The sequence below is a fragment of the Pseudomonas sp. zfem002 genome, assembly GCF_032621685.1.
Lineage (GTDB): Bacteria > Pseudomonadota > Gammaproteobacteria > Pseudomonadales > Pseudomonadaceae > Aquipseudomonas > Aquipseudomonas japonica.
In genome coordinates this window covers 40,235-54,270 of sequence record NZ_JAVYJH010000029.1, presented here as the reverse complement: position 1 = coordinate 54,270, position 14,036 = coordinate 40,235, and the positions used below count along the sequence as shown (strand labels likewise).

General features: G+C 65.6%; 9 protein-coding genes. 8 read left to right on the top strand and 1 reads right to left on the bottom strand.

The window, feature by feature from the left end:
• The first annotated feature begins 194 nt into the window (after positions 1-194).
• The 5 genes from RTI28_RS26650 to RTI28_RS26630 all read left to right on the top strand — a co-directional run bounded on the left by RTI28_RS26650 (position 195) and on the right by RTI28_RS26630 (position 7,160).
• A complete protein-coding gene (locus tag RTI28_RS26650) occupies positions 195-4,307 on the top strand; it encodes a CheR family methyltransferase (protein WP_316923273.1) in 4,113 nt (1,370 codons plus the stop codon).
• 134 nt (positions 4,308-4,441) lie between these two features.
• Positions 4,442-5,359 (top strand): DUF72 domain-containing protein, encoded by a 918-nt coding sequence (locus tag RTI28_RS26645; RefSeq protein WP_316923272.1) that lies wholly within the window; start codon positions 4,442-4,444, stop codon positions 5,357-5,359.
• Positions 5,360-5,474: 115 nt separating this feature from the next.
• Positions 5,475-6,332, top strand: a complete 858-nt coding sequence (locus tag RTI28_RS26640; RefSeq protein WP_316923271.1) for an SDR family oxidoreductase — start codon at positions 5,475-5,477, stop codon at positions 6,330-6,332.
• Between the two features lie 96 nt (positions 6,333-6,428).
• On the top strand, positions 6,429-6,893 hold the full coding sequence (locus RTI28_RS26635; protein WP_316923270.1) for a hemerythrin domain-containing protein: 465 nt from the start codon (positions 6,429-6,431) through the stop codon (positions 6,891-6,893).
• An 18-nt stretch (positions 6,894-6,911) separates the two neighbouring features.
• Entirely contained in the window at positions 6,912-7,160 is a 249-nt protein-coding gene (locus RTI28_RS26630; protein WP_316923269.1) for a hypothetical protein, read from the top strand.
• Between the two features lie 39 nt (positions 7,161-7,199).
• On the opposite strand, the gene RTI28_RS26625 is transcribed toward RTI28_RS26630, so the two are convergent.
• Positions 7,200-8,078: a hypothetical protein gene (locus tag RTI28_RS26625; protein ID WP_316923268.1), complete on the bottom strand. Its 879-nt coding sequence runs from the start codon at positions 8,076-8,078 to the stop codon at positions 7,200-7,202.
• An 87-nt stretch (positions 8,079-8,165) separates the two neighbouring features.
• On the opposite strand from RTI28_RS26625, the gene RTI28_RS26620 reads away from it, so the two are divergent.
• From RTI28_RS26620 to RTI28_RS26610, 3 genes are all read left to right on the top strand, one after another.
• Positions 8,166-9,254 (top strand): WYL domain-containing protein, encoded by a 1,089-nt coding sequence (locus RTI28_RS26620; protein WP_316923267.1) that lies wholly within the window; start codon positions 8,166-8,168, stop codon positions 9,252-9,254.
• Between the two features lie 172 nt (positions 9,255-9,426).
• Positions 9,427-12,078 (top strand): LuxR C-terminal-related transcriptional regulator, encoded by a 2,652-nt coding sequence (locus RTI28_RS26615; protein WP_316923266.1) that lies wholly within the window; start codon positions 9,427-9,429, stop codon positions 12,076-12,078.
• Between the two features lie 115 nt (positions 12,079-12,193).
• Positions 12,194-13,981, top strand: a complete 1,788-nt coding sequence (locus RTI28_RS26610) for an acyl-CoA dehydrogenase C-terminal domain-containing protein (RefSeq protein WP_316923265.1) — start codon at positions 12,194-12,196, stop codon at positions 13,979-13,981.
• Positions 13,982-14,036: the final 55 nt, after the last annotated feature.

Genomic DNA, 14,036 nt, shown 5'->3' with positions numbered 1-14,036 from the left:
TCGTTTTCATTGGCGCCCGGCAGATGAGCGGCGCTAAATGCCGGGACGACCGGGCAAGGCCGGCCAGTATCGGGCCTTGATAGCACTTTTGATTTGCCGCGCAGGTCATACCTGAGACCACCGCTCGTCGACTGCGTGACGGCGAGCCTATAATCCGTGCCACCGCACCCTACCGATCCCTACAAGGCTCGCTCATGAAGTCGTCCAGCAAGTCCTCACTGGCATCGCCGCAGAACCCTGCGCTCAGCCCTAGCCATCTGGACTTTCCCGTCGTCGGCATCGGTGCCTCGGCCGGCGGACTGGAGGCAATCCAGACGTTTTTCCAGCACGCCCCGGCGGACAGCGGCATGGCGTTCGTCCTGGTCCTGCACCTGTCGCCGGATCACCAGAGCCAGGCCGATCGCCTGATCCAGCGCGTCACGCGCATGCCGGTGTGCCAGGTGAGCGAGCCCATACCGATCGAGCGCAACCATGTCTACGTGATCTCCCCGGCCAACCGCCTGTCGACCAATGATGGCTACCTGCGGGTCAGCCCGGCCAGGCGCAACCGCGGCGACCATGTCGCCATCGACCTGTTCTTCAGGGATCTGGCCGACGTGCACAAGGATCACGCTTTCTGCGTGATCCTGTCGGGCAGCGGCAGCGATGGCGCGGTGGGGCTGTCGCGCATCAAGGAACAGGGCGGCGTGACCCTGGTCCAGGCGCCTGCCGATGCCCAGTACCCCGACATGCCCAAGGCCGCCATCGCCACCGGCATGGTCGATCTGATCCTGCCGGTGGCCGAGATTCCCGCCAGGCTGGTGGAGCTGTGGCGCTCGGCGCGCAAGGTCAGGCTCCCGGAAATCGACGACGACAGCCTTCCGCCGGCCCTGGGTGAGCGGGAGGGCGACCCGGCGCAGTGCGACCCGTTGCTCGACGACATCCTGGCCCGCCTGCTCGCCAGCACCGGCCACGATTTCCAGCACTACAAGCGCGCGACCGTGCTGCGCCGACTCGAACGGCGCCTGCATGTCACCGCCCGGACAGACCTGGCCGGCTACCGCGACTACCTCGAACAGCACCCCGAGGAATGCCGCGCCCTGCTCGCGGACATGCTGATCGGGGTGACCAACTTCTTTCGTGATCGTGACGCCTTCGAGGCGCTGCAGCAGCATGTCATGCCGGGCCTTGCCAGTGACGACGGCAGCGAAGGCAACCAGCGCGAGGTGCGCATCTGGTCGGCAGGCTGCTCCACCGGCGAGGAGGCCTACAGCCTGGCCATGCTGGCCACCGAGCAGCTGGCACTGGAGCAGCGCAGTGCGAGGATTCAGGTGTTCGCCACCGACCTCGACGAGCGGGCGATCAATGCAGGCCGCCTGGGCATCTATCCCGAGGCCATCGCGACCGATGTGCCGATGACCCGGCTGCGGCAGTTCTTCATCAGGGAGGACCAGCACTACCGGGTACGCAAGGACATCCGCGAGAAGGTCCTGTTCGCCCGGCACAATTTGCTCTCCGACCCGCCGTTCTCCCAGCTTGACCTCGTCGTGTGCCGCAACCTGCTCATCTATCTGGACCGGGAGGTACAACGGGAAATCCTGCGGCTGTTCCACTTCGCCCTGCGCAAGGGCGGCTACCTGTTCCTCGGCTGCTCGGAGTCGGCCGATGTGGCGGCGGACCTGTTCATCGCCGTGGACAAGCGCCATCGCATCTTCCGCGCCCGCGAGGTGGAACCGGCGCGTCGTCCCGGCCGGCTGCAGGCGCCCGATTCAAAGGCGGCCCCGGCGAGGGCCAGGCCGCCGCGCAAGCTGTCCTATGCCGAGATCCATCACCGCGCCCTGGCCCGGCGCACGCCGCCCAGCCTGATCGTCGACAACGATGGCAACATCCTGCACATGAGCGAAGGCGTAGGCCGCTTTCTTCGCCATGCCGGCGGAGAACTCAGCCACAACCTGCTGAGCCTGGTGCTGGTGCCGCTGCGCCCCACCCTGCGCAGCACCTTGCTGCAAGCGCAGAACTCCGGCCAGCCGGTCACGTCGGCCGCGGTGATCGTCACCGTCGACGAGCAGCGCGTCGAAGTCCTGGTACAGGTCCAGCCGCACCAGGACGAACCCAGCGGCAGCGATTGCCTGCTGGTGGTGTTCCAGGTGCGCGAAGCCGCCCAGCACGGCCCGAGCGCGGTCCAGCAGACTGACGGCATGGTCCTCAACACCCTGGAGCGCGAACTGCAGCGTACCCGCCAGCAGTTGCAGGAAACCATCGAACAGTCGGAGATCTCCAGCCAGGAGCTGACCGCCTCGAACGAGGAAATGCAGGCGATAAACGAGGAACTGCGCCTGGCCAGCGAAGAGCTGGAAACCAGCAAGGAAGAGCTGCAATCCATCAACGAGGAATTGCTGACGGTCAACTACGAGCTCAAGACCAAGGTCGACGAAACCGACAAGATCAACGACTACCTGAGCAACCTGATCGCCTCCACCCAGATCGCCACGGTGTTCGTCGATCGCAATCTGCACATTCGCTGGTTCACCCCCAGGGCCACCGACATCTTCAGCATGCTGCCGGTCGATACCGGCCGCTCGCTGCTCGACATCACCCACCGCCTCGACTACCCCGCGCTGGCCGACGATGCCCGCGCCGTGATCGAACGCGAAACCACCCTCGAACGCGAAGTGATCGGCCATGATCAGCATTGGTACCTGGCGCGCCTGCTGCCCTACCGGGCCAGCGAGCAGAACGTCGACGGCACGGTGCTGACCTTCATCGACATCACCAAGAGCCGCGCCGCGGAGGAGCGCCTGCGCCAGGGCGAAGAACGCATGCGCCTGGTCGCCGAAAGCACCCATGACTTCGCCATCATCCTGCTGGACGAACAAGGCCTGATCATCGACTGGAACACCGGCGCCGCGCTGATTTTCGGCTACGCCAAGGACGAAGTGCTGGGCCAGCACTATGCCCTGATCTTCACCGAGCAGGACCGCGAGAGCGGGGAGCCGGAGCGCGAGCTGCACGCCGCGCGCCTGCACGGTCGGGGTCAGGACGAACGCTGGCATGTGCGCAAGGACGGCAGCCGCTTCTACTGCAGTGGTGAAGTGTCCCGTCTCAAGGGCAGCAGCTTGCGCGGCTACGTGAAGATCGCCCGTGACCTGACCGGCCACAAGCGCCTGCACGACGAACAAAGCAAGCGCCTGGCCGAGTCGCAAAGCACCAGCCACATGAAGGACGAGTTCTTCGCCGTGATGTCCCACGAACTCAAGCACCCGCTGAACCTCATCCAGCTCAACGCCGATATCCTGCGACGCCTGCCCTCGGTCAAGAACGCCAACACCGCGAGCAAGGCGGTCGGCACCATCTGCGAGGCGGTCGCCAGCCAGGCGCGGATCATCGATGACTTGCTCGACGTCGCGCGCATCCGCACCGGCAAGCTCAAGCTCAACACCCAGCCGGTCGACCTGTGTGCCGTGCTGCTGGGCATTCATTCGGTGGTGCGCAGCGGGCAGCATGGCGGCAACGTGCGCCTGACCCTGCCGGCCGATGCCGCGCCGGTGTATGTCGACGGTGACAGCACACGCCTGGAGCAGATCATCTGGAACCTGCTGAACAACGCCCTGAAGTTCAGCGCTGCGGACGGCGAGGTGCAGCTGGTGCTCACCCGGCAGGACGAGCAGGCCCGGCTGGAAGTGATCGACCAGGGGATCGGGCTGGCCGCGGAGTCCCTGGAAAACATCTTCGAACTGTTCAGCCAGGCCGCCCCCTCCGGCCATGGCCGCGAGGGGCTGGGCATTGGCCTTTCGCTGGTCCGTCAACTGGTCGAGGCCCATGGTGGCGAGGTCAGCGTGCAGTCTCCCGGGCTGGGCCAGGGCTGCAACTTCACGATCCTGTTGCCGTTGTGCGAACACACCCAGCAGCCGCAGCAACAGAGCGGCGATGCGCAGCCAGAGGGACGCCTGACCGGTGTGCGGATACTGCTGGTGGACGATTCCGTCGAAGTCCTGGAAGTGATGGAGCAACTGCTGTTGATGGAAGGCGCCGACGTCGATGCCTTCAGCGATCCTCGGCTGGCGCTGGACTCGGCAGCAGCTGCGCAGTATGACGTGATCATTTCCGATATCGGCCTGCCAGGCATGGATGGCCATGCGCTGATCAAGGCACTGCGGGGCTTTGAACATCTGCGCTACATCCCGGCCATCGCCCTGACCGGCTACGGCGCCAGCGCCGACCGGCACAAGTCGCGCCAGTCCGGCTTCGACCGCCACCTGAACAAGCCGGTGAGTTATGAAGACCTCGTCGACACGATCGAACGCCTGAACGTGGGGCAAACCCTCTGACAACGCGCCTGGTTCGGTATCGAGCCAGGCGCTCCAGGTCATGACGACCGGGCAACCCATTCGTCACTCTCCCTGAACCCTGCCGTCCGGATATCGGTCGCCAGTGATGAGTGCACAAATGCTGGGGGGCCCTCATGAGCGAAATCCGCATCGGTATTTCCGGCTGGCGCTATGGCCCATGGCGCAAGGACTTCTATCCCAAGGGCCTGCGCCAGGACGATGAACTGGCGTTCGCCTCGCGGGCGGTCAACAGCATCGAGATCAATGGCTCGTTCTACGCGCTGCAGACACCTCAACGCTATTGCCAGTGGCGTGACGACACACCGCAGGGCTTCGTGTTTTCGGTCAAGGCGCCGCGCTATATCACCCATGTGCGCAGGCTGCGCGAGATCGATGAGGCGCTGGCCAATTTCTTCGCCTCCGGCCCGCTGCTGCTGGGCGACAAGCTGGGCCCCTTTCTCTGGCAGTTTCCCCCGAGCCTGAAATTCGACGAGCAGCGCTTCAGCGACTTCCTGGCCAAGCTGCCCCGCGACCGCAAGGCTGCCCGCGCCCTGGCTGCGCGGGCAGCCGAGCGCCTGCAGGACAACGGCGGCAGCGCCATTGGCGGCAACGCGCGCCTGCGCCATGCCGTGGAGATCCGTCACCCGAGCTTTCTCTGCGCCACCTTCATCAACCTGCTGCGCAAGCACAAGGTGGCGCTGGTGGTGGCCGACAGTGCGGGGAAATGGCCGTATGTCGAGGACGTCACCGCCGACTTCGTCTATCTGCGCCTGCATGGCGATGTCGAGCTCTACAGCAGCGGCTACACCGCCAGCGCGCTGCGGCGCTGGCGCCTGCGCATCCAGGCCTGGGCCGCGGGCGGCCAGCCGGAGGACGCCCAGCGGGTGCTGCGGCGCGCCCCGGCAAGGCGCGCTGGGCGCGATGTGTACTGCTACTTCGACAACGACCAGAAAGTGCACGCCCCGTACGATGCGCGCCGTCTGCTCGACAAGCTCGGACTGGACGGCGAGCTGGTCACCGAGCCCGGGGTCGCACCGCAGGCACAACGCTGAGCCGGCTGCTGCCTGGCGAATGGCCGTCCGTCGTGGAAATCCCGGATCCAGTCCAATACTCGGCCCGGCCATCTTTCCAACGGGTATCAGTGTTCTCGACAGCAGGAGTACCACCATGCGCGACTACCCGACTCCCCCCTTCCCCTCGCAGGCGCAGAACATGCCGGGCTCACAACGCAGGATGGAGCCCTGTCCCGACTGTGGCGAGCAGACCTACGAGGGCCACGGCCGCCTGGAAGGCAAGATCGCCCTGATCACCGGGGCCGACAGCGGCATCGGGCGTGCCGTGGCGATCGCCTATGCCCGCGAAGGTGCGGACGTCGCCATCGCCTACCTCGATGAGCACGAGGATGCCCAGGAAACGGCACGCTGGGTCGAGGCCGCGGGGCGCCAGTGCCTGCTCCTGCCCGGCGACCTGGGACAGAAGCAGCACTGCCACGACATCGTCGACCGGACCGTCGAGCAGTTCGGTCGCATCGATATCCTGGTCAACAACGCGGCGTTCCAGATGGCCCACGAAACCCTGGAGGAAATCGACGATGACGAGTGGCTGATGACCTTCGACGTCAACATCACCGCGATCTTCCGCATTTGCCAGCGGGCGCTCCCGTCGATGCCCAGGGGCAGTTCGATCATCAACACCAGCTCGGTCAACTCCGATGACCCTTCGCCCAGGCTGCTGGCCTATGCCGCGACCAAAGGCGCCATTGCCAACTTCACTGCCGGCCTGGCGCAGTTGCTGGCCGACAAAGGCATCCGCGTCAACAGCGTGGCACCTGGCCCGATCTGGACGCCCTTGATCCCGGCCAGCATGCCCGACGAGGCGGTGAAACACTTCGGTTCCGGCTACCCCATGGGCCGTCCCGGGCAACCGGTCGAGGTCGCGCCGATCTACGTGCTGCTGGGTTCCGACGAGGCCAGCTACATCAGTGGGTCACGTTACGCCGTCACCGGCGGCAAGCCGATCCTCTGATCGTCCTTTTGGAACCCCGGCGCAGGGCGGCGACTCTACCGCCCATGCACCGCCCATGCACCGCCCACGCTCGACCATCCGCAAAGAGGCCTCGCCATGAATGCCATCGAACTGCTGGTTCAAGACCACAAACGGGTCAGGAAGCTGCTGGAAGAACTGTCGTCGACCACCGAGCGCGCCATCAAGAAACGCGCCGAGCTGCTGCACCGGATCGAGCAGGAGCTGCAGATCCACACGGCCCTGGAAGAGCAGATCCTCTATCCCGCCATCAAGCAGGCCGGGGGCAAGGAGGAAGCGAAGATGTACTACGAAGCCAAGGAGGAACACCGCACCGTCGACTCACTGGTGCTGCCCGATCTGCTTCATACCGCAACCGGCACCATCGAGTTTGCCGGCCGGGTCAAGGTCATGAAGGAACTGCTGGAACACCATATCGAGGAAGAGGAAGGCGAGCTGTTTCCCACCGCGAAGAAGCTCCTGGGAAAAACCCGGCTCGAAGAGCTGGGTCATGCCATGGAAGCGCACAAGAAGCTGCTCAAGGGCGAGCGTCGAGCCGCTTGAGGCGGGTGAACGCTTGCGATGGAGACCTGGATCGAACTGCTGGAATGGCCCGCGATGGCGATAACGGTGCTGGCCGCCTGGTGCATCGGATCGCACCGCCCCGGACGGCGCAAGGCGGGTTTCTCCTGCTTCATCGCCAGCAACCTGCTCTGGACCCTCTGGGGCTGGCACGCCGAGGCCTGGGCGCTGATCGTCCTGCAGGTGGTGCTGTGCCTGATGAACCTGAGAGGGTGGAAGAAGAACACGGCAGCACGCCTTCACTCGTGATCGACACCACCCTCTCGGGATTGCATGCCCCCGCCGTGTTCACACCGCCGGGCCAGGGAGATCGTAGCCGATCATGAAGAGCGCCATCTCCAGCCGGCGCAGCGCATTGCCACCGCCGCCATGGAACGGGCTGTTGGCGGCCAGCGGATGCGCCAACGCCTGGCTCAGGACCCAGCTCGCACGCATGTTCCACAGCGCGTGATGGCGTCCGCGGCGCAAGCCGGGAAACTTGAACGCGCTGCGGCCTGGATTGCGACGCTTGGGCACGGCGGTGTTCTGCCCTTCCTTCGCCGGCGCCCAGGGGAAACGCAGACCCTGCGGAAGAACGCCGAGACCCGTTTCCTCGCAATGCATGACCACCAGCATGCCCAGGGCTGCCGCCACGCGGCTGTCATAGATGATGAAGTCCTGGCAGATCAGCGAATACACCTTGGTCATGCCCGCGTTGAAGCGCAGATCCTTTGCGAAACGCGGGTTGTCCAGATCGCCCGTTCGCAGCACCCGGGCAACCTGTTCGACCATCGTCGCCAGGCCGTTCTGGTTGTCCTCGAGCCACTGGTTGTTGCGCGCCGCCACACCGCCCCAGGCCATGGTGGCCTTGGCTCCCCGGAGCATCGTGGCATCGCAGCGGGCCGCACCGAGATCGACGCTCAGCGCATTCAGTGCCTGGGTGTTGCTGGTGGCGCAGCTGCCGGCGCTGACCTGCAGGTGCGGGACACCCGGGTGCTGCCATTGGTACTGGGTGAAGGCATCGTAGAGGTCGGTGAACTGCCAGTGCTTGCCCGTCTGGCGGTTGCGGTATTCATGCTGGAGCGGCTGGTTCGCACCGAGGTGCCGGGCGAGCCATTCGACGAAGGCTTGCACCTGCGCACATTGCTTGTAGGCAGGATGGATACGACGGGTTGCTTTGGCGCTCATGGGCACTCCTGGGAAAAATCCGGGTTCGTTGCTGGCAAAGCGATACTGCAGGACAATAGGGACAGTTTTTGTCCCTGAGTACACCCCGTGAGTGAAAAAACATCGAAGGACGAGCGTCGCAGAACCCTGACCAGGATTCTGCACCGCGCCGGAACCGCGCTGACGACAGAGGCACTGCATGACCTGCTGCGTGAATGGACCGGCCACAGCCCCCATATCAAGACCACCTTGCGCGACCTCAAGGCCCTGGTCCTGGAGCGCCAGGTCACGGGTGAAAAACCGCAGGGCCAGAAGTCCCATCGGTGGAAGCTGCACAAGCAGGTCAGACTCGACCTGGTGCTGACACCCACCGAGTCGATGACCCTGCTCGCGGTCCTGCAGCATTCCGAACGCTTCGGCTTCAAGCTGGTGACGGAGCAACTGGTCGAGCTGCGTGACTATGCGCAGGGGGTGATCACCCGGAACGCCCAGCAGGATCTGGTGGCGCAAGGCCGGATCACCTCCGGCACCCGCTTCATGACCCTCCTCCCCGGCCGCTACGACCCGGCTCACCTGGAGATCGTCCAGAGCGCAATGCTCAACGGCGAAAGCCTGCGCATGCGGTACAAGCCGCGCGATGCCGCGGACGCTGAATGCACCTACGTGTTGAAACCCCTCGCGCTGTCGTTCCAGGACTCGAACATCTACCTTTCTGCCTACGTCCACTCGGAGCAATGGTCGAACGGCGCGACACCCGAGCCCGGCACCGCACGGGGCAAGTACAGCAGCAACGGCCCCGGCACGACCTGCGTGCTGATGCTTCATCGCGTGCTCAGCGTGCGCACGGACTTCCTCGACCTACCCGAGCCGGACAACTACAGCGTCGAGTCATTCGAGGTGCAGAAAGACCTCATGACCCTCCACGACAAAGAGGAAATAGCGCTGACCCTGCGACTGGAGCCGAACCTGTTGAACCGGCTCACGGAAAATCGCCTGAGCGAAACACAGCACATCGAGCCCACCGAAAGCGGCGCGATCCTGAGCTGCTCGGTGCAGGACACCCAGGGGCTGCGCCTGTTTCTGCAGAGCAATGCCGATGAGATCGAAGTCCTGGCGCCGGGCTATCTGCGCGAGCACATCCGTGGAAGGCTGAAGAAGGCGCTGGGCATGTACGAGAAGGGCAACGCGAGCGGCTAGGTCTGTACGAAATGCATCCGCGCTGCGCACCGCCGCAGGCCTCGTTCAAAGCGAATCGACAGCCTGGTCGCGCTGGACAAATCGACACCCGGATGTTTTCTTGCCCGTATATTGTCCTGCCGCTCCCTGGACTCCTCACCCGCCCCTCGCCCAGCCAGACCGTTCGCAGACCATGAACATCGCTCAGATCAATGCAGGCCAACTGCGTCCATTGCCCCTGCCGGCCAGAGTCCTGGCACGTCCACGCCTGATCCGCCGCCTGGCCGAGGCCGATGCGCAGGCGGGGCGACTGGTCCTGCTGTGCGCGCCACTCGGTTATGGCAAGAGCTGCCTGCTCAGCCAGTACGCGCACAGCCTGTCGAGCCGCTGGGCCTGGCTGCGCCTGACCCAGGCCGACAACCAGCCGCTGAGCCTGCTTCTGCACCTGCACGCCGCCCTGGGCCTGGGGCCGCTCGATGCAAGCGCCTGCGATCTCCAGGAAAAGCTGCTGTGGAGTGCCATCCTCGATCACCTGGAGCGAAGCGCCGACTCGTTCACCCTGATTCTCGACGACCTGCAGGTGCTGCGCGCCAGGCGCGCCTGCCAGTATCTCGACCAACTGCTGCGATTCGCCCCCGCGGGCCTGCACCTGCTGGGCGCCAGCGAAGGTCTTCCCTGCCTGGCACTGACCCATCTGCGCCGGGACGAGCGGCTGTGGCTGCTGGATGCCCGCGACCTGGCCCTGGACAGCGAAGAAACCCGCCAACTGGCCAGCGCCCGCGATATCCAGCTGAACGCCGACGCCATCTACCAACTGCGCGCCGGCAGCGAAGGCTGGATCAGCGGCGTGCTGTTCTGGCTCGCCGCCTGCCGCGAACAAGCGCTCCCGGTCAATCTCCACGCGCTGCGCCCGATCACCCGCAAGGCCTATGCCCACGTGGCGCAGTTCCTCGAAGAGGAGCTGCTGCGCCAACTGCCGCCGGCGCTGCTGGGGTTCATCGAATGCACCTCGGTGGTTCAGGCCTTCGACACGCACCTGGCACGCACGCTCAGTGCCCACACCGAGGCTGGCCAGTCGATCCGGCAATTGCAGCGTGCCGACCTGTTCATCGAGCACTGTCCCGGCGAAACCCTGGAGTACCGCTACCATCCGGCGCTGCGCAACAGCCTCTACCAGCGGCTGCGCCAGCGTGACCCACGCAGGTTGCGCGAATTGCATCTGCGCGCCGCCAACTGGCTGCTGGAGCACCAGCGTTACGCGGAGGCGATCCACCAGTTCGGCCGGGCCAAGGATTTCAACGCGATGCTGGCGACCGTCGAACGTCATGGCTTCGACCTGCTGCGCGAAGGACAGGTCAACGCCATCGTCGACTTTCTCGCCGAGCAGTCCGGACAGAGCGGCGGCGACCATTTCACCCTGGCCGTCACCGAAGCCTCCACCGTCATCGTCACCAACGATATCGCCCGCTCGCGCATCTGCCTGCAACGCCTGCAGGGCTTGCGGCGCCAGCAGGGCGTGACCCGCCATCCCGAACGCATTCACCAGACGGTTGCGTTCCTGCGCAGCCGCCTGGCCTTTCTCGGCGGCAACCTGGTACACGGTCTGGCGCTGGCGAGCCAGGCGCTGCAGCACTATCCCCAGCACAACGCGGCCGGCTCGGTGCTGCACTTCAACCGCGCCAGTTGCCTGTTCGCCCTCGGCCAACTGCACGCGGCGCACCATGAAGGCGCCCAGGCCCTGGAGGAACTGCAAGGCTTCGGGTTCAGCGGATACACCAATCTGCTGCACCTGCTGCTCGGCCAGATCGAGCTGGCCCAGGGGCAACTGGACGTCGCCAGCCGGCGCCTGAACGGCCTGGACAACCCGCAATCGGCGACCACCTCGCGCAACTTCTACGAACTGTTCCGTCACCTCGGCCAGGGGCTGCTGCTGTTGCAGCAGAACCAGCTGGACCAGGCCCGGCATTGCCTGAGCCAGGCCGAAGCGGTGGCCCTGGATTTCCCCCACTGCGCCGGACTGCCCTGGGTGTTCCACCACCAGGCCGGCCTGCACGCAGCCCGAGGCGAGCATGAGCAGGCCCTGGACCGCTGGGACGAGGCGCGTCGCCTGGCCCGTCAGTACCAGCTGTTCGCCCTCTACCGCCTGGCGGGCGCCGGCCGGGTGCGCCTGGCCCTGCGGGTACAGGATCAGGACTTCATCCGCCTCTGGCTGGAGGAATGGCAAGGCTGCCATCGCCGCTACGGAGAAAACCTGCACCCCGAGGAGTGGCTGGCCTATGCCTGGGTCCAGCGCCACCTGGGCCAGCATGACACCGCCCGGCAGATCATCGCCAGGCTGGACGAACAGGCAGAGGTCGAGCGCAACCTGCGCCTGCAGCTGGAACTGCGCCTGCTGGAGGCTGCGCTGAACCAGGACCTGGAGCATGCACCAGCGGCCCTGCGCAGCCTCGATCGCGCCCTGCAACTGGCAGAGCGGCACGGTTTCGGCCAGTTGCTGCATCATGAAGGCCAGGAACTGGCCGAACCCTTGCGCCAGTTATTGCTGCCGCAGACCCGCCAACAGCTCGGCCTCGACCCGCTGCCACCTCGCGAACGCCTCGCGCCACTGCTGCGCGGCCTCTACGGCGAGGGCGGTGCGTCCAGCCTGATCGAGCCCCTGACCCGTCGCGAACAGGACGTGCTGAAACGCATGGCCCGGGGTCAGAACAATCAGCAGATCGCCGAGGCGCTGTTCATCAGCCTGAGCACCGTCAAGACCCACATCAACAACCTGTTCCGCAAACTCGATGTCGGCGATCGCGACGCGGCCTTGCGCGCGGCGCGCGGGCTCAGACTGCTGGAGTGAACTCCACCCGCCGACCTGGCATTTTCCACCCGCAAATCCATCCTCGGTTGGACGCGCGCCGCGGCTCATCACGTCGACAATCCGGACCTGCCCTTGCCGATTCCAGGATTGCCCCATGCCCACCTACAGCCCGCCTCGACGTGACATCCGCTTTGTCGTCCACGAGTTGCTCGACCTGCCCGGCCACTACCAGCGACTGCACGGCTGCGAAGCCGTCGAGCGCGAGACGCTGGATGCCATCGTCGAGGAAGGCGCCAGGTTCGCCGAGCACGTGCTGGCCCCTCTCAACCCGGTGGGCGACCGACACGGCTGCCAGTGGCAGGACGGCCGGGTCAGCACTCCACCCGGTTTCGCCGAGGCCTATCGGCAGTATGCCGACAACGGCTGGCTGGCCCTGGACAAGGATCCGGCCTATGGGGGCCAGGGCCTGCCACCCTCCCTTGGCAGCGTGATCAACGAAATGCTGTTCAGCGCCAACCACGCCTGGACCATGTACGGCAATCTCAGTGGCGGCGCCATCGGCACCCTCGGCCAGCATGGCGCGCAAGCGCTGAAGCAGCGTTTTCTGCCACCCCTGATCGCCGGTCGCTGGAGCGGCACCATGTGCCTGACCGAAGCACACTGCGGCTCCGACCTGGGCCTGTTGCGCACCCGTGCCCAGCCCCAGGCTGACGGCAGCTACGCCATCAGCGGCAGCAAGATGTTCATCTCCGCCGGCGAGCATGACCTCACGGAGAACATCCTTCATCTGGTCCTGGCGCGCATCGACGGCGCCCCAGCCGGTGTGAAGGGCATTTCCCTGTTCCTGGTGCCGAAGATCGCGGTCGAGGCCGATGGCAGCCTGGGTGCGAGCAACGGGGTCGGTTGTGGTTCGATCGAACACAAGCTCGGCATCCACGGCAACGCCACCTGCGTGCTGAACTTCGACAATGCCAGGGGCTATCTGCTGGGCGAGGCCAATCGTGGCCTGAATGCCATGTTCACCTTCATCAACGAATCCCGCCTGGCCGTGGCTCAACAAGGCCAGGGCCACGCCGAGGCGGCCTTCCAGGGCGCCCTGCGCTATGCCCGTGAACGCCTGCAGATGCGTGCCACACCGCGTCAAAACCCCGAACAGCCCGCCGACCCGATCATCGTCCACCCGGATGTACGGCGCATGCTCCTGACCCAGAAGGCCTATGCCGAGGGTGGACGCATGCTCACCTATGCCTGCGCGCAACTGGTCGACCTGGCGCATCACGCGGCCGACGCCGCCGATCGCGTCGCGGCCGAACGCCGCCTGGCATTGCTCACGCCCATCGCCAAGGGCTTCCTCACCGAGGCCGGGAACGAGGCCGCACAACTGGGCATCCAGGTGTTCGGTGGTCATGGCTACATCCGCGAATGGGGCATGGAGCAGATCGCGCGCGATGTGCGCATCACCTCGATCTACGAAGGTACCAACGGCATCCAGGGCCTCGATCTGCTGAGCCGCAAGGTGCTGGCCGACAACGGCGAAGCGCTGGATGAGCTGCTGACGGAAATCGAGACATTCTGCAACGGCGACCAGGCCCCCACCGCCCTGGCGCAGTTGCTGATCCGCCAGGTCGACGCCTGGCGCCAGGTCAGCCTGTGGTTGAGCCGGCAGCAGGCTGACGACCTCAACCTGATTGGCGCAAGCGCCTTCGATTACCTGATGCTCGCCGGCTACTGCCTGCTCGGCTACTACTGGCTGCGCGCCGCCGCCCTGGCCAAACGCCAGCTGGCGGCTGGCAGCAGCGAAGACGAGTTCTACCTGGGCAAGCGCGAAACCGCACGGTTCTACCTGCAGCGCCTGCTGCCCAGGGCGACGCTGCACCGCGAAGTCATCGAGAGTGGCAGCGCCAACCTGATGGACATTGCCGACGGCGCCTTCGCCCGCTGATCCCGACCCACGCGCTCCGACACTTCGCATGGCTCCTGCGAAGTGTCCCTGGCCG